Source organism: Clostridium sp. OM05-6BH, from assembly GCF_003481635.1.
GTDB lineage: Bacteria > Bacillota > Clostridia > Lachnospirales > Lachnospiraceae > Butyribacter.
Window position 1 is genome coordinate 27,872 of the sequence record NZ_QULH01000012.1, and the last position, 25,463, is coordinate 53,334.

General features: G+C 44.7%; 23 protein-coding genes and 1 riboswitch. Of the genes, 22 read left to right on the plus strand and 1 reads right to left on the minus strand.

Features of this window, described 5'->3' with window-relative positions; translation table 11 throughout:
- The 22 genes from DXB73_RS10265 to DXB73_RS10365 all read left to right on the plus strand — a co-directional run bounded on the left by DXB73_RS10265 (position 1) and on the right by DXB73_RS10365 (position 24,067).
- On the plus strand, positions 1-870 hold the full coding sequence (locus DXB73_RS10265) for a class I SAM-dependent methyltransferase (RefSeq protein ID WP_118691062.1): 870 nt from the start codon (positions 1-3) through the stop codon (positions 868-870).
- Positions 870-1,748 carry a DUF4430 domain-containing protein gene (locus DXB73_RS10270; protein WP_118691063.1) on the plus strand — a complete coding sequence of 293 codons (879 nt, stop codon included), beginning with the start codon at positions 870-872 and terminating at the stop codon, positions 1,746-1,748. The genes DXB73_RS10265 and DXB73_RS10270 overlap by 1 nt, the downstream gene beginning before the upstream one ends.
- Positions 1,749-1,781: 33 nt before the next feature.
- Positions 1,782-2,741, plus strand: coding sequence for an energy-coupling factor transporter transmembrane component T (locus tag DXB73_RS10275; protein WP_118691064.1), 960 nt, complete (start codon positions 1,782-1,784; stop codon positions 2,739-2,741).
- Positions 2,741-4,393: an ATP-binding cassette domain-containing protein gene (locus tag DXB73_RS10280; RefSeq protein ID WP_118691065.1), complete on the plus strand. Its 1,653-nt coding sequence runs from the start codon at positions 2,741-2,743 to the stop codon at positions 4,391-4,393. Before DXB73_RS10275 ends, DXB73_RS10280 begins: the two co-directional genes overlap by 1 nt.
- The gene (locus DXB73_RS10285; RefSeq protein WP_118691066.1) at positions 4,393-5,196 is read left to right on the plus strand and encodes an ECF transporter S component; all 804 of its coding nucleotides are present in this window, start codon (positions 4,393-4,395) and stop codon (positions 5,194-5,196) included. Before DXB73_RS10280 ends, DXB73_RS10285 begins: the two co-directional genes overlap by 1 nt.
- An 86-nt stretch (positions 5,197-5,282) precedes the next feature.
- Positions 5,283-5,464, plus strand: a riboswitch (cobalamin riboswitch).
- Positions 5,465-5,706: 242 nt separating this feature from the next.
- The gene (locus DXB73_RS10290; RefSeq protein ID WP_118691067.1) at positions 5,707-6,960 is read left to right on the plus strand and encodes a hypothetical protein; all 1,254 of its coding nucleotides are present in this window, start codon (positions 5,707-5,709) and stop codon (positions 6,958-6,960) included.
- Between the two features lie 86 nt (positions 6,961-7,046).
- Entirely contained in the window at positions 7,047-8,645 is a 1,599-nt protein-coding gene (locus tag DXB73_RS10295; protein ID WP_118691068.1) for a PQQ-binding-like beta-propeller repeat protein, read from the plus strand.
- Positions 8,642-8,782, plus strand: coding sequence for a hypothetical protein (locus DXB73_RS14570; RefSeq protein WP_207665871.1), 141 nt, complete (start codon positions 8,642-8,644; stop codon positions 8,780-8,782). The genes DXB73_RS10295 and DXB73_RS14570 overlap by 4 nt, the downstream gene beginning before the upstream one ends.
- Before the next feature lie 70 nt (positions 8,783-8,852).
- A complete protein-coding gene (locus tag DXB73_RS10300; protein ID WP_243104055.1) occupies positions 8,853-9,611 on the plus strand; it encodes a class I SAM-dependent methyltransferase in 759 nt (252 codons plus the stop codon).
- A 78-nt stretch (positions 9,612-9,689) separates the two neighbouring features.
- Entirely contained in the window at positions 9,690-10,568 is an 879-nt protein-coding gene (gene hslO / locus DXB73_RS10305; protein WP_118691069.1) for an Hsp33 family molecular chaperone HslO, read from the plus strand.
- A 16-nt stretch (positions 10,569-10,584) separates the two neighbouring features.
- Positions 10,585-12,933, plus strand: a complete 2,349-nt coding sequence (locus DXB73_RS10310; RefSeq protein WP_118691070.1) for a cadherin-like beta sandwich domain-containing protein — start codon at positions 10,585-10,587, stop codon at positions 12,931-12,933.
- 85 nt (positions 12,934-13,018) lie between these two features.
- Positions 13,019-14,149, plus strand: coding sequence for a cohesin domain-containing protein (locus DXB73_RS10315; RefSeq protein WP_118691071.1), 1,131 nt, complete (start codon positions 13,019-13,021; stop codon positions 14,147-14,149).
- A gap of 20 nt (positions 14,150-14,169) precedes the next feature.
- Positions 14,170-16,611 carry an ATP-dependent Clp protease ATP-binding subunit gene (locus DXB73_RS10320; protein WP_118691072.1) on the plus strand — a complete coding sequence of 814 codons (2,442 nt, stop codon included), beginning with the start codon at positions 14,170-14,172 and terminating at the stop codon, positions 16,609-16,611.
- Between the two features lie 116 nt (positions 16,612-16,727).
- On the plus strand, positions 16,728-17,141 hold the full coding sequence (locus tag DXB73_RS10325; RefSeq protein ID WP_022024844.1) for a hypothetical protein: 414 nt from the start codon (positions 16,728-16,730) through the stop codon (positions 17,139-17,141).
- 79 nt (positions 17,142-17,220) lie between these two features.
- On the plus strand, positions 17,221-18,594 hold the full coding sequence (gene radA / locus DXB73_RS10330; RefSeq protein WP_118506896.1) for a DNA repair protein RadA: 1,374 nt from the start codon (positions 17,221-17,223) through the stop codon (positions 18,592-18,594).
- On the plus strand, positions 18,594-18,950 hold the full coding sequence (locus DXB73_RS10335; protein WP_022024842.1) for a hypothetical protein: 357 nt from the start codon (positions 18,594-18,596) through the stop codon (positions 18,948-18,950). The genes radA and DXB73_RS10335 overlap by 1 nt, the downstream gene beginning before the upstream one ends.
- Before the next feature lie 117 nt (positions 18,951-19,067).
- Positions 19,068-19,601 carry an RNA polymerase sigma factor gene (locus DXB73_RS10340; RefSeq protein ID WP_118691073.1) on the plus strand — a complete coding sequence of 178 codons (534 nt, stop codon included), beginning with the start codon at positions 19,068-19,070 and terminating at the stop codon, positions 19,599-19,601.
- Entirely contained in the window at positions 19,594-20,298 is a 705-nt protein-coding gene (locus tag DXB73_RS10345) for a DUF4367 domain-containing protein (RefSeq protein ID WP_118691074.1), read from the plus strand. Before DXB73_RS10340 ends, DXB73_RS10345 begins: the two co-directional genes overlap by 8 nt.
- A gap of 631 nt (positions 20,299-20,929) precedes the next feature.
- On the plus strand, positions 20,930-21,697 hold the full coding sequence (locus tag DXB73_RS10350) for a hypothetical protein (RefSeq protein WP_118508214.1): 768 nt from the start codon (positions 20,930-20,932) through the stop codon (positions 21,695-21,697).
- 14 nt (positions 21,698-21,711) lie between these two features.
- Complete coding sequence (locus DXB73_RS10355; protein WP_118691075.1) at positions 21,712-22,620, plus strand: hypothetical protein; 909 nt, start codon at positions 21,712-21,714, stop codon at positions 22,618-22,620.
- A 54-nt stretch (positions 22,621-22,674) separates the two neighbouring features.
- A complete protein-coding gene (locus DXB73_RS10360) occupies positions 22,675-23,328 on the plus strand; it encodes an ATP-binding cassette domain-containing protein (protein WP_118691099.1) in 654 nt (217 codons plus the stop codon).
- A complete protein-coding gene (locus DXB73_RS10365; RefSeq protein WP_118691076.1) occupies positions 23,312-24,067 on the plus strand; it encodes a hypothetical protein in 756 nt (251 codons plus the stop codon). The genes DXB73_RS10360 and DXB73_RS10365 overlap by 17 nt, the downstream gene beginning before the upstream one ends.
- A 164-nt stretch (positions 24,068-24,231) precedes the next feature.
- Here DXB73_RS10365 and DXB73_RS10370 read toward each other — a convergent pair whose 3' ends face one another.
- A complete protein-coding gene (locus DXB73_RS10370; protein ID WP_118691077.1) occupies positions 24,232-25,383 on the minus strand; it encodes a class I SAM-dependent RNA methyltransferase in 1,152 nt (383 codons plus the stop codon).
- Between the last annotated feature and the right edge of the window lie 80 nt (positions 25,384-25,463).

Consider the following 25,463-nt stretch of genomic DNA (forward strand, 5'->3'; position numbering starts at 1 on the left):
ATGTGGATTGCAGACCGTTGGAAAGATTATGAAGTTATTGATACTTCAAATGGAGAGAAGCTGGAGCGCTGGGGTGATTATATTTTAGTGCGTCCGGATCCACAGGTTATTTGGAATACGCCACATAAAGAGCCGCGTTGGAAGCAAAAGAACGGACATTATCATCGCAGCAATCGTGGCGGCGGTGAATGGGAGTTCTTTGATCTCCCGAAGACATGGAAGATCCATTATGGAGAACTTGCGTTTCATTTACAGCCATTTCAGTTTAAGCACACGGGGCTTTTTCCGGAGCAGGCAGTGAACTGGGATTGGTTTGGTGACAAGATCCGTCAGGCCAACAGACCGATCAAGGTATTAAATTTATTTGCTTATACAGGTGGAGCAACGCTTGCAGCAGCGGCAGCAGGAGCTTCTGTGACACATGTGGATGCGTCCAAAGGAATGGTCGCTTGGGCTAAGGACAACGCAGCACTGTCCGGTTTATCGGACAAGCCGATCCGCTGGCTGGTAGATGACTGCGTGAAATTTGTGGAGCGTGAGATCCGCCGTGGCAATCATTACGATGGAATTATTATGGATCCGCCTTCTTATGGAAGAGGGCCTAAGGGCGAGATATGGAAGATCGAAGAAAAGATTTTTCCATTTGTGGAATTGTGTACAAAAGTGTTAAGTAAGGATCCGTTGTTTTTCCTGATCAATTCCTATACGACCGGATTACAGCCGGCGGTATTGTCTTATATGATGAATACTGCGCTGATGCCAAAGTTTGGTGGTCATGTGGATGCACAGGAGATCGGATTGCCGGTAAGCAGCAATGGGCTGGTATTGCCGTGTGGTGCTTCCGGACGTTGGGAGAGGAGTAAGTCCTAATGAAGGGCGATAAGCGCAGAATCAAGAAAATAGTCACAGGCCTTGTGATCTTGGTACTGCTTGGGATCACGTTATCCGGTGTGCGGATCCGTTCGGTTGGTCAGTACAAACAAGAGCAGAAGCAGTTAGCAAATGATCTGTTTGCTACGCCGGATAAGACGCAGACAGACAACGGCACTGTATCAGAGACGGAGCCACCGGACGAGGTCGGTGCATCTGAGGCACCGGGAAGAACGTCAACGTCAGAACCGGGGAAACAGACGACAAAGCCTAAAACGGTGAAGAAATCGCCGCAACGTACGCCGGGGACGGATAACACCGTTTCGCCACAGCCTTCTGCGAAACAAAAACCGTCTGTAAAGAGGACGACAAAGCCGTTGAAGGCACGGAAAGCGACCGGGAAGCCGTCGACCAAAACGAAGCGGTCATCGTCGGTACCGAAAGCAACGAAGAAGCCATCCGCTGCGCAGAAAGCGACAGCAAAACCTGCAGCACTTACCTGTACGATAACGATCCGCTGTGACAGTTTACGGAAGCATTGGGATTCGTTATCGGATAAAGTAAAGGCCAAGATGCCGGAGAACGGTCTGTTTCTTAAGAAGACAACGGTAAATATCACGGCATCCGATACGGTATATTCGATCTTACAGAAGGTGTGCAAGGCGAAAAATATTGCGCTTGATGCAGAGTATAGTACGATGTTTTCGACAGAGTATATTCGGGGCATCGGATATTTATATGAAAAGGAAGCCGGCGATATGAGTGGCTGGCTGTACCGGGTAAATGGCAAGCTGCCTAATTATGGGGCTTCCAATTATTCAGTCAAAGCTGGAGATCATATCGAATGGCTGTATACTTGTACCGGAAAGGTCGAGTAGGAAATAGGAAAGAGAATGTAGTAAGGAGGAAGAATGCAAAGGTCAGCGTTTGAATCATTTCATCCGTGGGTGATATTTGGATATTTGGCAGCAGTACTTGCTGTGACAATGTCTACAATGCATCCTGTAATGATCGTGACGTCCTTTGTGATCTCCTTAGTATATTCTCTTTTTTTGTGTGGGCGCGTCGTGTGGAAAAGAAGTGTAATGACCGGACTGGGTGTGGCAGTGTTTACTATGGGAATCCTGCCGCTATTTCGACATAACGGTGCAACGCCATTGTTTTACATCAACGACATGGCAGTGACCCGGGAAAACATTTTGTTTGGCGGAATGATGACATTGCTGTTGCTGGCGGTACTACAATGGTTTTATGTATGGAATGAACTCTTTGGGGCAGAGAAGATCATGTATCTGATCGGGCGTTTTTTCCCTGCTGTTTCGCTGGTGATCACGATGACACTTCGATATCTGCCATTATTGGAGCGCAGAATGGATCAGATTCGTGCCGGGGAACGCGGGATGGGATCCGGGAGCAGTGTGCTTCGGCGGCTCTCGGTGCTTTTGTCGTGGTCGTTAGAGGATTCGATAGAGACATCGACAGCGATGGAAACGAGAGGCTATGGGATCGGCAGGAGATCTTCGTTTCATTTGTTTCACTTTCGGAAGCGGGATGCAGTCATGCTCGTGGTTTTTACAGGTCTTACGGCTGTTATTATCGGCCAGTTTCTTCGTCAGAAAGCATCCTGCCAGTATTATCCGGTGATCCGATATGCACCGCTTGGTCAGATGTATTTGCTGCCGGCTGGTTTTGGATTGCTGGCAATGCTGCCACTTGTATATGATGTGTGGCAGTGGATGGTTCGTTCTTTGGAGGAGCGAAAGCAGGGGAATACGGATGCTAACATAGCGATGGCGCAGTATTTAGAGCAGACCTATGGTGTTCCTTATCATGAACGAAAAGCAAGGGAAACGAGAGAAGGTGAGATGTGATGGCAGTTATGGAGTTTGCAAATGTGTCGTTTCGATATCCGACAAGTAAAGAACAGGTACTTAAGGAGGTATCTTTTCAGGTGCAAAAGGGCGAATTTATTGTTCTTTGCGGGGCATCCGGCAGCGGTAAGACGACCTTGTTAAAACATATGATCAAAAGCCAGATACCGATAGGGATTGGGAGCGGATCGATGTATTTTGCGGGGGCTGATATTGAAACGATGGATGACCGGGTCGCGGCATCGCAGATCGCCTATGTCGGCCAGGATCCGGAACACAATATGGTGACAGATTATGTATGGCAGGAACTTGCTTTCGGATTGGAGAGTCTGGGGATGAGTGTTCCACAGATGCGGAGACGGACTGCGGAGATGGCGGAATATTTCGGGTTAGAATCGCTATTTCGGAAGCGTACGGCAGCCTTGTCAGGTGGACAGAAGCAGTTGGTGCAGTTAGCGGCAGCAATGGTCGTACAGCCGAAGCTGTTAGTGTTAGATGAGCCGACCTCACAGCTTGATCCCATGGAAGCAGGACGTTTTTTGGATACATTAGCCAAGCTGCATGAAGAATTTGGGGTGACCATATTTTTATCGGAACAGCGGTTAGACGGTGTTTTGCCGATAGCGGACCGCGTTTTCGTGATGGAGGACGGTACAGTGACAGATACCACACCACGTAGAGTAGGGCATTTGCTGAAAGAACGTCATGATCCGGTTTATGCAGCGTTGCCAATAGCGGCTAAAACAGCACTATGTTGTGGGGAGTCTGGGGACTTGCCGCTTACTGTGCGGGAGGGAAAAGTATGGCTGCGAGACTATTTGAAAGCACATTCCGAAGTAAGCTTGGAGACAATTGTAGAAAGAATAACAAAAATGGCACCGGAAATATTTGTTTCGGAGTATTTCAGTAACGCGGACATCGAGAAGCCGGATATACAACGGGAAGACAGAACGACGATCCTTCATGCAAGTCAGGTATCGTATGGATATGAAAAGGGAAAGCCGGTTCTCCGTGACTTTGACTGGAAGCTGCCAATGGGCAGTATCTATTGCATTATGGGCAGCAATGGCTCCGGCAAGAGCACAGCACTCAAAGTGATGGCCGGCATATATAAGCCACAGCGGGGCAGGGTGATCACAAAGGCGAAATGTACGTATCTGCCGCAAAATCCAAAAGCAGTCTTTTCGGAGACAACGGTAGAAGAGGAACTGACAGAGTTTTTGTACCGCAGAGGTAGCAGAGAAGCAGAAGTTATCGAGACTGTAGAGCAAATGTTACGTTTTGTGGAACTTTGTGAGGTGCGGCAGAGACATCCTTATGACTTGAGTGGTGGTCAAATGCAGAGGCTTGCGGTTGCGAAGGCACTGCTTACCAAACCGGAGATCTTATTACTGGATGAGCCGACGAAGGGATTGGATGCTGCCTTAAAGGAGAAATTGGGACAGTATATTCAAAAAATTGTGGCAACCGGAGTGACAGTCGTGATCGTGTCGCATGATGTAGAATTTTGTGCAGATTATGCTACAGACTGTGCTTTATTATTTGATGGGAACTTGATCGGAGCGGATGCTGCCAACTGTTTTTTTGCGGACAATTATTTTTATACGCCTGCCGTACAGCGGTTGTTTGCTAACGAAAAGGAGGATGCGTGATGCGAAAGGCACGGGATGTTTCGTATCGGAGAAAATTTGACCTCAAGCAGGTGGAAAAAGCGCAGAATAAGCGGCAATGGATTTTGCTCGGTGTAGTGCTCAGCTTGCTGGCGTGTCTGGCTGTTGCAGGGACTACTGCTTTAGTAACAAAGCATTATATGCTGCTTAGTGCTGTCGTCTTGGTCGGCGGTCTGCTGCCAATGTTTTTTGTCTTTGAATACAGAAGACCGCAGGCAAGAGAGATCGTGACGCTTGCCATTATGACGGCACTCTGCGTCAGTGTCAACGAGCTGTGCAGTCATACGATCCCACTCCATGCCGGAACGGCATTTGTCATTTTGACGGGAACGTGTTTAGGCCCGGAGGCTGGCTTTATGGTTGGTGCTTTAAGCAGACTGCTGTGCAACTTTTTTGACGGACAGGGGCCTTGGACCCCGTGGCAGATGTTGACGTGGGGACTGCTAGGGATCTGTTTTGGCGTTATTTATTCGCGGGGAAAACGCTTTCATAACCCGATGCGCTTTGTGTTAGGATTGGCAGTTATGGCATTTATCACAGTGTTTGTTGTGTACGGTGGCATTATGAATTTTGCAGCGTGGTTAATGGATCATGCAATGAGTCCGCAAAACAGTGCACTCACGAAGGAAGAATTGCTAATGGTCTATGCAGCGGGCGTTCCGTATGATCTTACCCACGCCGGAACAACGGCTCTTTGCATTTTGCTGTTTGGTCATACCGTGATCGAAAAACTGCAGCGCATACAGATAAAATATGGGATATACAAAAGAACACCATGGCGTTGACAAACTATAGAATGGGGTGTTATCCTAGGAAAGATCGGTGGTGCGCAGATGCAGTCGCACTGCATGGATCAATGAAAAGATAAGATAATATTAGTAACTACTCGGGTTTTTGCGAAAAATTAATAGGGAAGGCGGTGTGAGTCCGCCACAGCCCCCGCTGCCGTATTAGGGGATGGCTGCAACAATATACCACTGGCATGATGCTGGGAAGGGGTTGCAGACAGGAGATCCTTAAGTCGGAAGACCTGCCCGGTAGGGTGAGATATGACCTTTCGGAGGGAGAGGGAGTGTTTTGACGAAATAATTTGCAAGTTGCGATTTTGTCATCACAATTCCTGCGTTTTTTTGCACAGGAGCAGTGTAATCCATAGGGAGACCTGTTCCTTTGAAAATGAGTTCGCAGGAATTTTCTTTGTTATCCTATCGCAAACAATCTGTCAAAATGAGACTGAGGTATGCCTTGGATCTGACAGAAATTTAGTACGCGATATGCGAGAAAGAAGGGGACAAATGAAACAGAAGAAATTAATCGCCCTTTTATTGTCGACAGCATTATTGCTTTCCGGCGTTAATGTACAGACAAGTAAGGCGGCAGACGAGCAGAAACAGCAGACAGTAGCAGTTACACTTCATATGGAGAGAGATGCAGATACTGTATTGGCTCCGGTAACTGTAACAATGACAGAAGACGATAAGAATAATGATTTTGGTATTGGTCTGGCAACAGGTCAGGCTGCAACGTATTCTCCACTTCGTGCTTTTGCAAAATATTTGGCAACGAAGAAAAAGGTTACCAATGATCAGATGAGCAAATATATCATTGCCAGCCCATCCAGCTACGGCGGACTGTGGGTAAGTGGTCTTTCTCTGAATGGTGATGGAATTGGTGCAGCAAGCACAGCAGGAACAGACAGTGAAGTATCTTGGATGTATTCCGTCAATAAGACAGCAGGTGCGGTATCTATGGATCAGTACAACTGCAAGGCTGGAGATAAGGTTGACATTTATGCAAGTTATTATCATATGACAGATCCGGTTACTTATGCAGGCATTCAGAGTGCATATACGGCATTTTCTTCCGATCAGTATACAACATCTTTTGATAAAGATTCTAAGGGATCGGTCACATTGACTTTGACCGAATATGGTGCAACATACGATGCAAATTATAATCCGATCCCATATACCAAGCCGGTAGCAGATGCTGAAGTGTATATTGCTAAAGCTCCACTTATCACGAAAACAACAAGCAGCAATACAGAAGTGACAGGTGCAACAAAACAGAATGCAGTGAAGACTCTTAAGACAGATGCGAATGGTAAAGTGACAGTTACATTTAACAATAAGGAATTCGGTGAGTATTATGTATCTGCGGCAAAATGGACAGAGGATGGTAAGCATAACCTGTTAGTACGTCCATTTACTACGATTGCCGTACATCAGATAAAAGGCGGCCCTGCCGTTGTTAAGGTGACGAAACCGGCTCAGGTGAAGTCTTTGAAAGCAAAGGTTGTTAAGAGCAAAAAGGCTAAGAAGAGCGTAAAATTAACTTGGAAAAAGGCATCCCGTGCAAAGGGCTATCAGGTATACGTTTCCAAGAAAAATAAGAAGCACTTCAAGAAGAGCGCTACCGTTAAGAAGACTAAGAAGACCTTGAAGTTAAAGAAAGGTACCTATTATGTAAAGGTACGTGCTTACAACAAGGTTGGTAAACAGGTTAAGACCGGTAAATTTAGTAAGATTGTTAAAGTAAAAGTAAAGTAAAATAACAATTGTAGGAGGAGTGTCTGTGCTGTTTTGCAATACCGCACAGGTATTTTCCTTGGTACAAGAAAGTAAATGAGGTTATCATGAGACGAACGATTTGTAAGATAATGGGCGCCGTAATGATAATGTCTCTTATATGGAGCGCACCGTCCGTGACTGCATCGGATCGTTCTGAGTCACAGAACATCACGTCGGTGCGTACTCCGATCAATGACAAAAAGGGCGGGACCGTTTGGACCCGTTCTTTTTCTGTTGATGGGACATTAACATATAACTCTACGCCGGTCATTACGGACGATGCTATTTATTTGGTGAGTGGAAACACATTATATGAACTAGATCTTGACGGAAATATAAAACGTCAGATGACACTTGCGGCAACAATGAACTCGGTGTGCTATATGAGCAGACAGGAAAATACTTTGTGGATCCCACTGTCTGGTGGAACGATGCAGTGTGTAGATATAAACACAATGCAGTCCTTGTGGGTCAGCGAAGCCTTTGGCGGACAGTCGCTTTCGTATGTTACTGTATATAACGGATATGTGTATGCCGGCACAGCGGAAGTATCCATAAACAGCACACAGGGAACCTTTTATTGTCTGGATGCACGTACCGGCAAATTGCAGTGGAAATACCGCAATGAGGAACAGCCGGGCGGCTATTACTGGGGTGGATCGGTTGTTATGGATGACAAGCTGTACTTTGCCGGGGACAATGGGATCCTGGTGGAACACGATCTTGTGGAAGACACTGTTTATCGGGAAATATCCATTACACAAAAAGGAAGGATACGAAGTGATCTTCAATATGTGGCAGCAGAGCATGCAATCTATGCGACATCCAATGCCGGGGAGATCTGCCGTTTCGATGGCAGTGAAGTGACAACATATACTATGTTTCCGCGGGCAAAAGCAGTCAATTGCACCAGTACGATGTCGATCGTCGATGACACGGCATATGTGGGCGCAATGGCTGATGGCATGGGATATTTGTGCGTATGGGATATGCAGACACATAGCATGCGCTATACCGTGCAGACGGGAAAAGCCTGCGAAGTAAAGGCAACACCTCTTGTCAGTACAGCATATGAGGATGGAAATTATGTATATTATACCTGTAATAATCCACCGGGTGGTGTGTACTTTATCAAAGACACCAAACAGGGGACGCCTGCGGTGCAGAAGACGCTGTATGAACCGGCTGCAGCCAGACAGTATTGCATGTCGAGCATTGTGGCAGGGTCAAATGGTGTATTGTATTACAGCAATGATACCGGGACGCTTTTTGCGGTATCGGAGGTAGAACACAGCTCAGATATTGTACCATCAGCAAGTCCGGCCGTGACCAAAAGTCCGGCTGGCATGTCGAAACCATCGACTTCGGTAAAACCGATGGCATCAAAAACAAAACGGCCGAAAACACCGACGAAAGTGCGTCTCGTCAAGAAAAAAAATGGCTGTAAAATAAGCTGGAAAAAGGGAAAACTTGCCACAAGAACTATCGTGTATGTAAAGGTAGGCAAGGGAAAATGGAAAAAATGTGCGAGCTCTACCGGTAAATCGTATCGTTATCGGAGCAAAACCAAGAAAAAAGTACAGTTTCGACTGCGCAGTGCAAGGAAAAACGGCAAGAGATGGATTTACTCCGGATATACCAAAAAGTACCAATATCGCAGATGATACCACAGGCACCAAAGCAGGCACGAAAACTGACGACATTGCAGGCACGAAGGCAGTTGACACCGCAGGTGCGAAAGCAGTTGACACCGCAGGCACGAAAGCAGTTGACACCGCAGGTGCGAATAGCTTGCCTGTAGATGGACTTTGTGGTACTCTATAAAAGAATGGCTGAATCTGTCAATTTTGATAAAAACGGGGGGTTGTTCCATGGAACAGGATGTGACAATGTATCAGGGATTTGCGGATACGTATGACCGATTAATGGATGAAATTCCATATGATGCGTGGCATGCCTATATTTTGGAACTGCTTCGGGAAAATCAGATAGAGGATGGTATCGTAGTCGATCTGGCATGTGGTACCGGAGCCATGACAAGCCGACTGGCGGCAGATGGTTATGACGTGATCGGTATTGATCTTTCCGCAGAAATGTTAGAAGCGGCCAGAGATAAATGTCCGGATAGTGTACTGCTGTTGCAGCAGGATATGTGCGAGTTAGACTTGTATGGCACAGCAAGAGCATTTGTGTGTGTCTGTGACGGTATGAATTATTTGACGGAGTTAGAAATGCTGCGTCAGACGTTTGAGAAAGTGTTTCTGTTTTTGGATCAGGATGGCGTGTTTCTCTTTGACATGAAGACGGCATATTTTTATGAGCATTGTCTGGGAGATCAGACAATCACGGATAATCGTGAGGATGTATCGCTGATCTGGGAAAATGCCTATGACAAAGAAACCGGGCTCAATGAATATTTGCTGACGATCTTTGCAATGGTGGATGAGGAGCGGCAATTATTTGAGCGTACCGAGGAGTATCATGTACAGCGGGCATACCCGTTACAAGATATAATGGAACTATTGCAGCAATGCGGCTTTCAGGCAGACGTATACGAGGCGTGTACGAAGGAGACACCGTCAGCAGAGACAGAGAGAGTATATTTTGTCGCGCATAAAAGGCCGGCATAAGGCAGGGCAGAACAGTGCCTTTTGCACAGTATAAAAGCATAGAATGTATGCGGACCTAGAAAGGAATGTAGAATTATTATGAATCAGGAAGATTATATTGTTAGAGCAATGGGAGCAGACAGACAGCTCCGCTTATTCGCAGTGACGAGCCGTAATCTGGTAGAACGTGCCAGAGAGATTCACAATACCAGTCCGGTGGCAACGGCTGCATTGGGTCGTCTGCTTACGGCGGGCAGTATGATGGGCAGTATGATGAAAGGCGATAAAGATGTATTGACACTGCAGATACAGTGCGGTGGTCCAATCGGGGGACTAACCGTGACGGCAGATGCACAGGCTAATGTCAAAGGCTATGTCAAGGAGCCAAACGTAATACTGCCGCCTAACGCCAAAGGAAAGTTGGATGTCGCCGGTGCAGTGGGACCGGGATTTTTGAATGTGATCCGTGATATTGGCATGAAAGAGCCATATAATGGACAAACACATTTGGTTTCCGGGGAAATTGCCGAAGATTTGACATATTATTATGCTACATCTGAACAGATACCATCTTCGGTAGGTTTGGGTGTACTTATAGACAAAGACAATCATGTCAAGCAGGCGGGAGGATTCATCATTCAAGTGATGCCTTTTGCAGAGGATACGGTGATCGATCGTTTAGAGGCAACTCTGAAAGAAATGCATTCCGTTACGCAGCTGCAAGAGCAGGGAATGAGTCCGGAAGATATGTTAGAGTATCTGATGGGAGATCTTGGCGTAGAGATCACAGACCGTGTGCCGACACAGTACCACTGTAATTGTTCCAAAGACCGTGTTTCCAAGGCGATTGCCAGCATTGGACGTAAGGATCTGGAGGAAATGATCGCAGATGGAGAGCCAATAGAGGTAAATTGCAGTTTTTGCGGCTCTCATTACAAGTTTGATACCGAAGATTTGCAGAAATTATTACAACAGTGATGAGGAGTGTTTCAGCATGTCGAAGAAAAAATTGGGTGTATGCATAGCGGTCACGCTTTTGTGTACCATAGTATTCGCATTTATCATGACAGATAACAAAATATCGAGTGCAACAGCGATAGGCGAAGTGCGCGTAAATGGTTATCTGAACGTGCGCAAGGGGCCAAGCAAAAAGTACGGTTTTGTGAAGTCCGGTGGTGCGAAAGTGACGCTTGCAGATGGCAAACGTGTGACGATCATTGCCAAGAATGGTAAATGGTATCATGTTAAATTTAAGCTTGCCAGAAAAACGTTTAAGGGATATTTGCATTCCAGTTATGTAAAGGTACAGACGGGTAAGGTGCGCACTTCGATATGTGGTAAGGTTTTAGTATCCGGTCAGCAGCTGCACACGAAAGCGAATGAGAACTCCAGCATGACAAAAGTGGACGGCAATGTTGTCAAGATGGTAAAAGGGACATCCGTAAAGATCTTATCGGAAAAAATATATAATAACCAGAAATGGTATTATATCTCCTTTAAGCAGGGAAATGCCAAGTGTAAGGGTTATGTACAGTCGATCCATGTAAAAGTAGATTATAAAAAAGGAATGCCTGCCAAGATCACAACGAATGCCGTGCTCAATCTGATGGCGAAAGCAGGACGTGTTGCCCCTAAGAAAGTAAAAGGAAAAAAGATCCGTCTAACCAATAATATGCAGGTGACTGCTATCGGGGAGAAAGCAATTGGAGGATTTCGTTATTATAAGATTTCTGTGCGCAGTGGTTCTAGGACGGTGAAAGGTTATGTGCCGGAGAAGCATTTACTTTTCCAGATCGTGAAGACGGAAGTTCCGGGTGTTGTACCGAAAGTAACTGCCAAACCGACACCAAAACCGACGAAGAAGCCAAAGGCAACACGGAAACCTACAGAAACAACACAGACAGAGCATTTGTCCGTGTCAGATGCTCAGTTCAAGAAACAACTACAGAAGCAGGGCTTTCCAAGTACATATATTACACCGCTTATGGAATTGCACAAGCAATATCCTAAGTGGGAATTCGAGGCCTTCAAGACCGGACTTGACTGGAATGCAGCCGTGGCAGCAGAATCCAAAGTAGGTTTAAACCTGTTAAGCAATAGCAAATCATACGACTGGAAATCGACAGCAGACGGAGCATATAACTGGAAGACCGATAAATTTGTCGTATTTGACGGATCAACGTGGGTAACGGCATCCGTTAAAGCTGTGAGATATTATATGGATCCGCGCAATTTCTTAGATGAGCGTGGTATCTTCCAGTTTGAATCGTTGAAGTACAGAAGTGATGTACAGACGCAAACCGGAGTAGAAAATGTTTTGCGGAATACGCCGATGTATAATACAAACTTTACGTACACAAACAACGCTGGAAAGAACGTTTCCATTAAATATTCCAAAGCATTTATGGAAGCAGCAGCGGCATCTAAGGTGAGTCCATATCATTTGGCATCCCGTGTGAAGCAGGAGGTTGTCATCAGCTCTACGATGATGTCCAGTTCTGTATCCGGTAATGTGGCTGGTTATAAAGGCATTTATAACTTCTACAACATTGGAGCCAACAGCGGTGCCAATGCTGTCAAGAACGGTTTGAAATGGGCCAGTACAGGTACGGATTACTCCAGACCGTGGAATAATCGATATCGTTCTATTTACGGCGGAGCCTGCTACATCGGAAAGCAGTATATCAATGTCGGCCAGAATACGTTGTATCTGCAGAAGTTTAATGTAACAGCGACGAAGAGGTACGATCATCAATATATGGCAAACATTGAGGCGCCTAATAATGAAGCGACAAAGACAGCGAATGCATATGGAAGCGATAAAGACAATACGCCAATTGTATTTTCAATACCGGTATACAATAACATGCCGGTGAGTGCCTGTGACATACCATCCGGTGGTAAGAATCCAAATAATTATCTTAAGAATCTGTATGTTCAGGGTCATGCTTTTTCGGCACCGTTTGCACTCGGAGATACCGGATCTAAGACGTATAAGACAACGGTAGCCAACAAAGTAAAATCCGTCAAAGTAGTGGCAAGTGCAGTGAGCACAGCAGCGACGGTAACGGGAACAGGCAGCAAGAGACTATCGGTGGGCAAGAATACGATCATCGTTAAGGTTAAGTCAGCCAGTGGCTCGACACGTTCTTACAAAATTGTTGTGATGAGAAAATCAGCGGCAAAGGGCGCAGTTAATACAGAAGCAGTTTCAAAGAAACAGACGAAATCCGGCAAAACGAAGAAGACGTCCAAGAAACCGCATGCAACCAAAAGACCGCAGGTAACCAAAGAGCCGCAAGCCTATGATGAAGATCTGTCGGATGCAGATTCGGGAGAATAGAATATAGAATAATGTGTATCCTGCTGCATCAGCAGCAGGATACTTATGAAAAGTTTGCAGACTGAGAAAGGAATGCAGTATTCATATGAAAAACCCCATACAGTACAAGCAAATAGTGGATCATGGGATAAGAGCAGCAGGGTGTATCATCCTGTTGCTCCTTATTTGCGTTTGTGGCTGGGAAAGTCATGCGTCTGCGGATTGTGCAGATATAAAGATCACAACGAAACAGCAGGTTGTATCGAAGGGAGATACCGTGTATGTTATGGTCACTGTCACATCAACAACGGCAATGTCGGGATTTGAAGGATTTTTTACATACGATAATACGGTATTGCAATTTCAGACCGGGGGAAGTGTTGTGTATGGCAACGATGATGCGTTTCAGATATCCGATATTGACCGGTCATCCGCTGCTACAAAACTTAAATATTCCATTAAATTTAAGGCGAGAAAGGCTGGGGATACAGAAATTGCATTGACAGGACCGTATCACGTTTTTGGAGAAAGTACGTCCACGAAGTTGTCGGCATCTTATAATTCGCTGGTGTTGGTCGTTAAGGATCGCGAGAAGGCGACTGCGAAGGAACCACCTGTCGCAAAGAAACCAGTGCAGTCTGCACGACCGAAGAAACCACGTGGTTCAAAAACACCGTCACGTTCTGCGCAATCGAAAGAAAATAATAAAACAAACGCTGCCAAAGGAAATAAAAAAACATCGACGATAAACGACAGGGCATTGCTCAAGTCGTTGGAGATCGAAGGCGTCACTTTATCTCCGGCATTTGCGGAACAGACTTCCGATTATACGGCAGTGATCCAAGAGGAGAAAGAATGGCTGAATGTCATATATGAGACGGAACAAAAGGGTCTTCAGGTGGAGATTACCGGAAATAAGAACTTGCAAAAAGGCAAGAATATGATTAAACTGATTGTTAAAAATGCAGATGGTGCACAGAGCGTTTATCAAGTGGAAGTGACGGTGCAGCCGGAACAGGAGACGATGGCTCCGGAGAGTGGGCAGAATGTGCCACCGGGGGATCAACTCGCCGGCAACGCAACAGCAAAACCACAGGTGGATGCATCTGAGGAGGAAATGCGCATTGAAAAACAGCGCATGCAATATATTGTAGGAATTATGGCAGCGTTTTGTGGGCTATTGATCTTGGGGATCATTTCGCTGATCAGGCGGTATCGATCTCAAAATTTGAAATAAGAGCAGGAGGTTTAGAGAGTATGCGGAAACGTTATACGGCTAGTGCTGAGAAAGTATTAGAAAATGCGGGGAAAGAAGCAGTTTCCAGAGGAATGAGCTATGTAGGAACTGAACATTTACTATTAGCACTGATCAAAACAAAAGGTGTTGCGGCTGAGGTGCTGCGGGAAAATGCAGTTAATGCGGAAAGCCTAGAAGAAATGATACAGGAAATGGATAAGTCGGCGGCAGGTGTACTGACCAAGGAAAAGGGCGATTTTACACCGCGTGTGCGCAAAGTGATCGAGCAGAGCGTGCAGGAGGCAGAGCACTTAGGAACGGAACTTGCAGGAACCGAGCATTTGCTGATCGCACTGTTAAAAGAAACGGAGTGTATTGCAGTCCGTTTGCTGGGAACGGTTGGGATCAACCTGCAGAAATTGTATATGGATTCGTTGATCGCAGCAGGACAGGATATGAATACTGCGAAAAATGAGTTTCTTATGCATAAAATGAATAAAAGTAAATCAACAACGCCGGTATTGGATCAGTATAGCAGAGATCTGACAGAATATGCCCGCAATGGAAAGCTGGATCCGGTCATTGGAAGGGACCGCGAAATTGATCGTTTGGTACAGATATTAAGCCGCCGAACGAAGAATAATCCATGTCTGATCGGCGATCCGGGTGTTGGTAAGACCGCCATCGTGGAAGGTTTGGCGTTAAAGATCGCAGAGGGCGAGATCCCGGAGATCATTCAGGGAAAACGTGTTTTAACGCTTGATCTGTCCGGCATGGTTGCAGGTTCGAAGTATCGTGGAGAGTTCGAAGAGAGAATTAAACGTGCACTCAAAGAGGTTACCGGTTCCGGTAATATATTATTATTTATTGATGAGATCCATACGATCATTGGTGCCGGTGGTGCAGAGGGTGCCATTGATGCCGCCAATATATTGAAGCCATCCTTGGCGCGTGGTGAGATCCAATTGATCGGAGCTACTACCAGAGAAGAATACCGCAAATATATCGAAAAGGATGCGGCGTTAGAGCGCAGGTTCCAGCCGGTAGAGGTCAATGAGCCGGATGAAGCAGGGGCTTTGGATATTTTGAAAGGACTCAGACCTTGTTATGAAGAGCATCATCAGGTACAGATCACGGACGGAGCACTGGTGGCAGCCGTTAAAATGACGGAGCGTTATGTCAATGACCGCTTTTTGCCGGATAAGGCGATCGATGTGATCGATGAAGCATCTGCCAGAGCCGGATTAAGTGTATATTTGCCAACGCCGGAGCTTAGTAAGTTAGAGGCATCGAAACGTGAATTAGATCAGCAGAAAGAAGATGCGATCATTGCAGAGGATTTTGCGCTTGCCGGAGAGATCAAAAGACAGCAGAAAGAGTTGCAGCTAACGATTGATCAGATGCACGCGCAGGCAGATGCCAAACGCCAGAAAAATAAACTGGTCGTTACGGAAAATGAAGTGGCAGAAGTGATCGCTGACTGGACAAAGATTCCGGTACAGAAATTACAGGAAGCAGAGACAGAGCGATTGAAACATTTGGAAGAAATACTGCATGAGAGAGTCGTTGGCCAGGAGGAAGCAGTAAAAGCGGTTGCCAAGGCAGTGCGCCGTGGACGCGTAGGAATGAAAGATCCGAATCGTCCGATCGGTTCTTTCCTGTTTTTGGGGCCAACCGGTGTCGGTAAGACAGAGCTTTCTAAGGCACTTGCAGAAGCAGTATTTGGACAGGACAATGAGATCATTCGCGTTGACATGTCAGAATATATGGAGAAACACAGTGTTTCTAAGATGATCGGTTCACCTCCGGGATATGTCGGATATGAGGATGGCGGACAGCTCAGTGAAAAAGTACGCAAGCGTCCATACTCGGTCGTATTGTTTGATGAGATCGAAAAGGCACATGGCGATGTGTTTAACATTTTGCTGCAGATATTGGAAGATGGTCATGTGACGGATGCACAGGGACGCAAAGTCAGCTTCAAAAATACGATCATCATCATGACGTCTAACGCAGGAGCAGGACGTATTGTATCACCAAAACATTTAGGATTTGGTACAGGCGAGGACGAGAATGCCGATTATCAGAAGATGAAAGAAAGTGTTATGGAAGAGGTCAAGAGGATCTTCAAACCGGAATTTATCAACCGAATTGATGAGATTTTGGTATTCCATACTTTGACCAAAGAAAACATTGAGCAGATCGTTCGTATTTTGCTGCGTGGCTTAAACAAACGTTTACAGGAACAGATGAGCATGGAACTGATCGTTTCCGATGCGGCTGTCGCACATTTGGCGGAGAGCGGCTTCGACAAAACGTACGGTGCAAGACCGGTAAGACGCAGTATCCAGACAGAAGTTGAGGATGAACTGGCCGATCGAATGTTGGACGGAGAATTCGCTGCGGGTGACAAAATTTATGTGGATTGTTCACAAAAAAAACTCACCTTTTCCAAAGAGTAGCGGTGGAAAAATGAGGGCAAATGTGATATAATTGTCTACAACAGATATTCAGATAAATCGCACTTCCAAATGTGCGATAGATAACAGATTGATTACACACTTAGGAGGATTATATTATGGCGGGGATTACAGATTTGATCTGCAAGACGGCAGATGGTAAGTTGAGCTTTGGTAATTTTGATTTGGACAGCAAGCAGAAGCGTTCAGATTTTCCTTTTGAGGGGGATCTGTACAAGGTAAAGACTTTCAAAGAGATTACCAAATTAGAGCGTAACGGTATGTTTGTTTATGAATCTGTACCTGGAACAGTTGTAACAGATATGTCTGCGACAGAGCAGGAAGTTACTTTCAAGGTAGAGGGATGGGAAGATTCATCGATCACATTGGAACTTGAGCCGGAGATGGAATATGCAGTTACGATCTCTGGAACAGACATTGGCAAGATGAAGACCAATCTCGGTGGCAAGTTAGTACTCAGCATTGAGATGGATCCGGATCAGAGTTATGATGTGAAAGTGGTTAAAATGTAGTCTTTATTCTAAGGGCGCATAGTACAGATATGTTTTTCTGCGGCAGGAGACAGCATGCAGAAAGCATGGGTGGTTTAATATGGCAAAAGGAAAACAAAAAACAACGTTTTTCTGTAAAGAATGTGGATTTGAATCTCCAAAATGGCTAGGACAATGTCCGGGATGCAAGGAATGGGATTCCTTTGTGGAAGAGCCGGTCGTAAAAACGGCTGCCGGTCGTTCCGTCACGGTGACGGAACACCGGGAACCGTCGAAATTGTCCGAGATCGTTACCAACGATGAGGTACGTACCTTAACTGGGATCGGAGAGCTGGACCGTGTATTGGGCGGTGGCATAGTGACCGGTTCGCTTGTGTTGGTAGGCGGTGATCCGGGGATAGGCAAATCCACTTTGCTTTTACAGATGTGTAAACAGCTTGCAGAGGCAGGCAAAGATGTATTGTATGTATCCGGTGAGGAATCGGTCAAACAGATCAAGATGCGTGCAGATCGTCTTGGAACTTTTCAAAAAGAACTATTTTTGCTGAGTGAGACCGATCTGGATATTGTGACGGAAGTGATCGGTCGGAAAAAGCCGGAGATCGTGATCATTGACTCGATTCAGACTATGTATCGTGAAGAGATCGGATCTGCACCGGGAAGTGTCAGTCAGGTTCGAGAGACGACGAGTACGCTGATGCGGCTTGCTAAAAGTCTTCCGGTTTCTATCTTCATTGTAGGACACGTAACCAAAGAGGGAGTTGTAGCAGGACCTCGTGTATTAGAGCATATGGTCGATACTGTTTTGTATTTTGAAGGAGATGGAGGTGCTTCTTACCGTTTCCTGCGTGGTGTCAAAAACCGTTTCGGTTCTACGGATGAGATCGGCGTTTTTGAAATGCGTGGCAACGGATTGGTAGAAGTGCCAAATCCGTCCGAGTATATGTTAGCGGGTAAGCCAAAACAGGCGCCGGGTTCGATCGTGGTATGCTCTATCGAGGGTACCAGACCGATCTTGATCGAGGTGCAGGCACTTGTATGTCAGACGAACTTTAATATGCCGAGACGAACTTCTACCGGTACGGATTATAATCGTGTGAATCTGCTGATGGCAGTCATTGAGAAACGGATGGGTGTTCGCATGGGCGATTGTGATGCCTATATCAATGTGGCAGGCGGCATGCGGATCCATGAGCCGGCATTGGATCTTGGTATCATATTGGCGCTGCTTACAAGTTATCGGAATCAATCGTTGGACGATGAGACGATCTGCTTTGGTGAAGTGGGACTGGCGGGCGAAGTGCGTGCGGTCAACATGGCAGAGCAGCGTGTGTTAGAGGCGGCGAAGCTGGGATTTAAGCGTTGCATTCTGCCTAAAGTAAATTGCAGGCAATTAGCACTTACGAAAGAGCAGACGAGAGGATTGGAACTGGTTGGGATTGAGAGCATTCATGAATTGTTGGAGGTGTTCTGATGCTTGAAGAAACGGCGGTATCATCTGCAAAGATTATGGAGCGCATGGAAGCGACACTTGGCAATCTGGAGCAGATGTCTTATGATACGATCAACACAACAGATCAACTTGTTACATTGTTGGGTAAGGCGCGAGATTACAATATGCAGATGCGTGACGGAACAGAAGCAGAGAGAGCGGAAGCCAGCAAACAGATGGGCGTTATGCTGGACAGGCTTTTGAATATTTCATTCTTGTTGAACAATCTTTCCCATCAATTAGAAAATGAAACAGCGTACCAGCGTGAAACTTCTTACGCAATATGTCAGATTATTGATTTTTTATATGGAATGACAGATATAGAGCCTACTGTATGAGTACAGCAGGCTCTTATGCAGTCGACAAGCTAACCTGTTCTGACGTCAGAGAACTAAAATAATTGTCACAGAACGCAGAGTTATTAGTTGTTGTATTAGGAAAGGAATTTTAACATCATGTTTTTAATGGTTATGGACATGGCTGATTCGCCGAAAGATCAGCGAAAGGTCGTAAAATTGTATGAAAAATATAATCGTCTCATGTATGTGATCGCCTATAATATCGTGCAACACCATGAGGATGCAGAAGACGTCGTATTGGCTGCATGGGAGAGAATTATAAAAAATCTTGATAAAATTTCTAAAATTGATTGTCAGGAAACGAAAGCTTTGATCGTTATAATAGTTGAGAGGATAGCAATAGACTTTTATCGCCGGAATAAGAGAACTCTTTCAAAAATCATCTATAAAGATGATTGCGAGATGTATCCTATTTATGGAATGAAAGATGCAAAGCTGGATGAAGTAGAGATGCATCAGGTGCTACAGAATATTCCCAAAAAATATGCAGAAGTTTTGATCTTGTACTATGTCAATGGCTATAAAAGTCGGGAAATTGCAAGCTTTTTGAACATTACGGAAAGCAACGTAACACAACGCTTATCCCGAGCTAGAAAATTTTTAAGGAAGGAGCTGACAGGCGATGAATGATCAGAAGATTAGAGAAATTTTATCCGCTTATGTTGAGGAAGGAATGCGGCAGCTCAACGAAGAGAAAATGGCAGGTGCAGATCATGTATATTCTCCAAAATATGAGAAGAAGATAAAGAGAATGTTATGGACGGAACAATATTTTGGTAAACATTTGAAACTAGGATATGCTTTACGGTATGCGGCTGTATTTGCTTTGGTTGTACTTAGCATGTTTGCTGCCAATGAGGCAAGTGCGCGTATCTTGAATGTAAATCCGTGGAGATATATTGTGTCATTTTCAAAGGGAAGTAAGATGGAACACAACACATACCAGAAAAAGCCGCAGAAATCACAAGAGCCAGAAAAGACGGTTATTTCGGATTGTCCTAATTATATTCCGACAGGATTTGTGCAAACCGCTGATGACAAGGACGAGGCTGGTGTATACATGGAATGGAATAGGAAACAAAAAGAATATTTGCAGTATACAAGAGTTACATTAGAAGATGGGCTGACAATAGCGTCCGATGGGGCCTATGATCATAAAGAGAAGTTTGTAGTATGTGGCTACAAGGGAACCTATTATACAAAGAAAGATGAGGAATGGGTAATTTGGAATGACAGTCAGTATTATCATAAGATTAATGCAACGCACCTTGCGAACGGAAAAGAGGAATTGCAAAAAATGGCGCAGAGTTTGTATTTGAATAATTAAACGCTCAATCGTATTGTATGAGTGTGAAAAAAATAAAATATTTTGTCAGGATTCTCCCTGTTGATTCGTTATATATATTAGAACGATTAACAGGGAGTTTCTATGTTTAAAAAGGAGCTGGACAACAATAAAAAGCTGGGCGAAAACTGTACAGGCAACGAGGGGATCACATAATCCTACATATCAATTAACCAGTAAGGGAACTTATCGAAGTCATATAACGGCTGTTGTATGGAAGGATGGCAAGTCAGAAAAAGTTGGGGCAAGCAGTGAAAAAAAGGTATACTAAAAATTTTAAAAAAGTTTGTCAGGTTTATTGTGGTTTGTTCGTTATAGTTAATAGAGGGGAGAGATGATGCTGTAATGTGATACAACAGGCTATTTCTTTGCATTAGGCAGAACTATTGCAAAATGCAGAGATAGTATATAGGTATAACAGGGTGGAATCTACGAAAGAAAGGAGATGGTCTATCATGGAACGAATAGTATGGATTAACATATTAAAAAAAGTTCCTACACCGCAAAGGGCAAGCCCATAGGCAGAATAGGAACTCGTATAAAAAAACACAACAATTATAGCATATTTGACTTAATGATGCTATAAAAATCAGCTAATCGGAAGGAGTAAGGTATGTTAAAGCAGGAAATCCGAAGAGTGCTGCATTCTCCATTTTTTTATGTATCTATTATTATACTTGTTTTTGCAGATTTTCCCGTCATGCTGGATCAATTTGAAATGTCCAATGAATTGACTTACCTTGTGGATGTTGGATGGGGAATGGGCTATGGAAGTGTTCTGTATCCATTGCTGTGTGTACTGACGACAGCGGAGAGTTATCTGATGGAATATCGATCCGGGTACCGATATTCCTCTATGTCCAGAACAAGCAAGACGAGATATGCGGTTACGAAGATGGCAGTGGCAATTGGCACAGGAGCAGCCATTGCAGTGCTGTCCCGTCTGCTCTTTTTGGGACTGACGGCATTGATCGTTTATAAGATACATGGACAGGTACTGGTTGGAGGTGAAGATACAATAGAAGCAATGAGTCGTACATCCTTGCTGGTGATACAGAGAAAATATGCGCAGTATCTGATGTTATTCATTTTGGAAGACAGCCTTTATGCCTCGATATTACCGGGGATTGCATTGATTGTTTCGTTGTTTGTAAAAAATCGGTATGTGGTGATGTTGTCTTCTTACATTTATTGTGAGGGGATGGACATGATCTTTATCACACTACAATGGTATTATGGTTCTCCCCTTGTATTGATGAGCACTGGGCGGGCATCCCTCCTGCCATACAAAGGACTGCCATTCCGAGTGATCATGGTACTTTTGTATTGGGTGGTCGAGATGGGAGTGTTTGTATATGGTGTACGTAAACAGACAGAGTGAGAGGAGATAAGAAGATGCGTTATATTTGCAGAGACTATTTTCAAAGGACAGTCTGTAGTGGCCGTTTTGTGCTGCTTGTACTGCTTGTATGGATCTCTTTGTGCAGTTTCTTTAGAGAGTTTGTGGAGCAGTTATCTGAAATGCATTGTCGGGTGGGAGCGTTGGAGATCTTTCCGGCATGGGCGTTTTGCGGTGGGGGAGTGAGTACCTATTTTATATTATTCATTTTTTTGATATTGGCATATCCGCAATGGGATGGAGCGGTGAATCGTCTGGCCAGGCAGGGCAGGAAAATATGGCTGTTATCGCAGTACTGTTATGTCGTTATGACATCGGTGATCTATTATTTGGTTGTTACCGTTGGTTTTATTATCGCTTTATTTCCAGTGGTGGATTGGAAAAACAGATGGAGCAGTTTTTACTGGAAAGCAAGTGATCCGAAGACAGGTTTTGATTTTGCAACAGGATTAAAATATAATCTTTCCTGTACATACAGCCGCAAGATTATGAAAATCGGTACACCGTTGAAGGTGTGGGGGTTGACTTTTTTACTGGTAGTCTTGGCATCTATCTTTTTAGGGATGTTAGTAGTAACATTTAATATTTGGTTCCGGCGTGGTACGGGAACAATTTTAGGTATTTTTGTGATTGTTTTTTATTATATCATGGATTGGATTCCTTTATTTTTTGATAACAAATTTGCACAGTTTGATGGGTATAAGCAGATACAGAACATGTTATGGCGGTTGGAACCGTATCTGAGTCCCTTGTACCAGACGGATGTGTATGGGTTGACATTGCGCAAGGCTCGGCCGGTGATGGAACGGGTAGAGATTGCTGCAGTCTACTATATTGTACTGGCCGTTGTTGTATTCGTGATGGGACTGAGGATGGTGCGCAAGGTGGATCTGAGTAAAGATTAGCTGTGTGATGATATAGATTGATAGAAAGGTATGGTGATTACTGTGGACAATATCATGGTAAAAGTAGAGGGACTTAGCAAAGAGTTTCGGGGAGAAATGATTCTGCAGGATGTAAATATAACATTGGAGAGGGGTAAGATTTATGGCCTTGTAGGAATGAATGGAAGTGGTAAGACGGTATTTATGAAGTGCCTTTGCGGTTTCTTGAAGCCGACAACCGGAAAAGTTACGGTGGATGGCAAAGAAGTCGGGAAGGAGATTGACTTTCCACAAGATTTGGGCCTAATGATCGAAACACCGGGATTTATACCGTATATGTCAGGCAAGAGTAATCTGAAAAATCTTGCGCTGATACGCAATCAGATCGGAAACCACGAAATTGAGGAGGCTTTGCGGTCTGTAGGTCTTGATCCGAATTTAAAGAAACATGTATCAAAGTATTCACTTGGTATGCGTCAGCGTCTTGGAATTGCACAGGCGATCATGGAGAAACCACGGCTGTTGATCTTGGATGAGCCATTTAATGGGCTGGATGTACAAGGGGTTAAAGATATCAGAGAATTGCTGATGTCACTGCAGAAGCAGGGAGTGACGATATTGCTGGCATCGCATTACGATGAGGATATTCGTACGTTGTGCGAAGAGGTATATCTTGTAAGAGAGCATCGCATACGAAAGAAGGAAGAGAGCGATGGAGCAGAAAAATAGGATAGATCATTATAAAATTCAGAGTGTGCTGCTATGGTTTGGGATCTGTTTTTTGTTACAGATCCTCTTGCTTCTGATGCAGGAATTTCAGTACGATGGAGAACATTATCAGCCGTTATTGTATCTCTTTGGCAAGAAATATGGGAAGAATGCTTTTTATGCGACATCAGAAACCATGATGTTTCTGACGCAGTTGACATACTGTATCATGGTAATTCGCAGGATTGCAAAAAAAAGAGAAGAGAATGCATATATGATAATACCAAGGTATAAGAGCTTTCGAGCGTATTATGGAAGTGTATATCGAGAGTTGGTAGGGTACACTTTTTTGTATCAGACGGCAGTTTTAACAGGGAGTATAGTGGGATATAGGCTTGTTTGGTACACTCATCATGTGCAGGCTTTTGACGAAAGACAGTTTTTGGGATCACAGGTATGTATGCTTATGGGAGAACTGTTTTTCGGAGCAGTTATGTCGATTTTTATTCTGCGTTGGAATGCACTTCGTGGAGCGATAGTGATCTATCCGGGCATTCCAATGATTTCATATTACCTGGGAAGTTCATTGCCGGTTAAATGGAGTAATTTGCTGCCGGGAAACTGGCTGATGGCAGCGCGAAGCAATTTAGTTTCAAAGGGTGGATATTCGATGGCGGCTGCGTTATTTGTGGAATTGCTGTTGTTCGTGATATGCAGTTGTCTATTGGTCAATATGCGGCCAGGATTTGGGAAAAAATGAAGTAGGGCTATTTCTTCAACAAATCCTACATTTGAAACACGCAATAAGTTTTTTAATGACTGATACCAGTGTGAGGTGTCCCATCCAAAAATTGATGATACCTTTCTAGATCGGGACATCTCCGACAATTCTTCAGGCATGTATTCATCAAAGACTTAACAAAATTAGAAATCACGTTTTTGGGGTGGTCGTGGTCCCATATATTGATAAAAGTAAGTTTTCATCATTCCGTTATAGATTTTGCGGTTTTTGGTTGCTTTCTTGCCAATATAACGTTCCGCCTGCTCGAAAGCAGTGATCAGATACATCGACCAACTGTCGAGGCGGTTATAAGCCTCGCCGATCTCGCGGTACAAAGCGGGCATTTCCGATTCGGAATCCAAACGCTGTCCGTAAGGTGGATTGGTGATGATGAAGCCATATTTTTTGCGGTGGCTTAATTCCTTCACCGGACGCTGTTGGAAATGGATCAGGTGATCTACTTCCGCTAAACGGGCATTTTCCATCGCAGCGGCAATAGCATCGTGGCTGATATCGTAGCCTTGGATATCCATGGCTACGTCGCGCAAGATCTGGCTTTCGGCCTCGTCAATGGCATCATACCAATGATTTTTTGGAATGAGATGTGTCCAGTGCTCTGCGGTAAAGCTGCGGTTCATGCCTGGTGCGATGCGTGCGCCGATCATGGCAGCTTCGATTGGAAAAGTTCCACTGCCGCAAAATGGGTCAACCAGAATACGGTCTTTTTTCCAAGGAGTCAATAGGATCAGTGCTGCAGCCAAAGTCTCTGTGATCGGTGCCTTGACAGTGGCGCGTCGATAGCCACGCTTATGCAGAGAATCTCCCGATGTGTCCAGACATACGGTTACTTCATCTTTCATCAAAGTGACGCGGACCGGATAATCATTGCCCTCTTCTGAAAACCAAGAAGTATGATATTTTGATTTCATGCGCTCTACCATTGCTTTTTTCATAATAGACTGAATGTCCGATGAACTAAACAGTTTACTCTTGATCGAAGTCGCTTTGGTCACCCAGAAACGACCATCTTCCGGAATATAATGTTCCCACGGAAGTGCCTTTGTCTGTTCAAACAGCTCATCAAATGTTGTGGCATGAAAGCTTCCAACTTTAAGCAAAATTCGCTCTGTTGTACGTAAAAATATATTAGCGCGGCAGATGGCTTGTGCATCACCAAGAAAAGTGACTTTTCCATCTTCGACTTTCTGAATTTCGTATCCGAGATCCAAAATTTCCCGTTTTAACACAGCCTCCAGTCCAAAATGACATGGGGCGATCAATTCAAATTGTTCCATATGATATGTTAATCCTTTCTGCATTGGCAATAGTTGTATCCAGTATACTGAATAATGGGGAGAATAGCAAATAAAATCCG

Excerpts from the sequence above, each read along its gene's own strand:
- DXB73_RS10265 (WP_118691062.1), top strand. The coding sequence starts at position 1 with ATGTGGATTGCAGACCGTTGGAAAGATTATGAAGTTATTGATACTTCA.
- DXB73_RS10270 (WP_118691063.1), top strand. The coding sequence starts at position 870 with ATGAAGGGCGATAAGCGCAGAATCAAGAAAATAGTCACAGGCCTTGTG.
- DXB73_RS10275 (WP_118691064.1), top strand. The coding sequence starts at position 1,782 with ATGCAAAGGTCAGCGTTTGAATCATTTCATCCGTGGGTGATATTTGGA.
- DXB73_RS10280 (WP_118691065.1), top strand. The coding sequence starts at position 2,741 with ATGGCAGTTATGGAGTTTGCAAATGTGTCGTTTCGATATCCGACAAGT.
- DXB73_RS10285 (WP_118691066.1), top strand. The coding sequence starts at position 4,393 with ATGCGAAAGGCACGGGATGTTTCGTATCGGAGAAAATTTGACCTCAAG.
- DXB73_RS10290 (WP_118691067.1), top strand. The coding sequence starts at position 5,707 with ATGAAACAGAAGAAATTAATCGCCCTTTTATTGTCGACAGCATTATTG.
- DXB73_RS10295 (WP_118691068.1), top strand. The coding sequence starts at position 7,047 with ATGAGACGAACGATTTGTAAGATAATGGGCGCCGTAATGATAATGTCT.
- DXB73_RS14570 (WP_207665871.1), top strand. The coding sequence starts at position 8,642 with ATGATACCACAGGCACCAAAGCAGGCACGAAAACTGACGACATTGCAG.
- DXB73_RS10300 (WP_243104055.1), top strand. The coding sequence starts at position 8,853 with ATGGAACAGGATGTGACAATGTATCAGGGATTTGCGGATACGTATGAC.
- hslO (WP_118691069.1), top strand. The coding sequence starts at position 9,690 with ATGAATCAGGAAGATTATATTGTTAGAGCAATGGGAGCAGACAGACAG.
- DXB73_RS10310 (WP_118691070.1), top strand. The coding sequence starts at position 10,585 with ATGTCGAAGAAAAAATTGGGTGTATGCATAGCGGTCACGCTTTTGTGT.
- DXB73_RS10315 (WP_118691071.1), top strand. The coding sequence starts at position 13,019 with ATGAAAAACCCCATACAGTACAAGCAAATAGTGGATCATGGGATAAGA.
- DXB73_RS10320 (WP_118691072.1), top strand. The coding sequence starts at position 14,170 with ATGCGGAAACGTTATACGGCTAGTGCTGAGAAAGTATTAGAAAATGCG.
- DXB73_RS10325 (WP_022024844.1), top strand. The coding sequence starts at position 16,728 with ATGGCGGGGATTACAGATTTGATCTGCAAGACGGCAGATGGTAAGTTG.
- radA (WP_118506896.1), top strand. The coding sequence starts at position 17,221 with ATGGCAAAAGGAAAACAAAAAACAACGTTTTTCTGTAAAGAATGTGGA.
- DXB73_RS10335 (WP_022024842.1), top strand. The coding sequence starts at position 18,594 with ATGCTTGAAGAAACGGCGGTATCATCTGCAAAGATTATGGAGCGCATG.
- DXB73_RS10340 (WP_118691073.1), top strand. The coding sequence starts at position 19,068 with ATGTTTTTAATGGTTATGGACATGGCTGATTCGCCGAAAGATCAGCGA.
- DXB73_RS10345 (WP_118691074.1), top strand. The coding sequence starts at position 19,594 with ATGAATGATCAGAAGATTAGAGAAATTTTATCCGCTTATGTTGAGGAA.
- DXB73_RS10350 (WP_118508214.1), top strand. The coding sequence starts at position 20,930 with ATGTTAAAGCAGGAAATCCGAAGAGTGCTGCATTCTCCATTTTTTTAT.
- DXB73_RS10355 (WP_118691075.1), top strand. The coding sequence starts at position 21,712 with ATGCGTTATATTTGCAGAGACTATTTTCAAAGGACAGTCTGTAGTGGC.
- DXB73_RS10360 (WP_118691099.1), top strand. The coding sequence starts at position 22,675 with ATGGTAAAAGTAGAGGGACTTAGCAAAGAGTTTCGGGGAGAAATGATT.
- DXB73_RS10365 (WP_118691076.1), top strand. The coding sequence starts at position 23,312 with ATGGAGCAGAAAAATAGGATAGATCATTATAAAATTCAGAGTGTGCTG.
- DXB73_RS10370 (WP_118691077.1), bottom strand. The coding sequence starts at position 25,383 with ATGGAACAATTTGAATTGATCGCCCCATGTCATTTTGGACTGGAGGCT.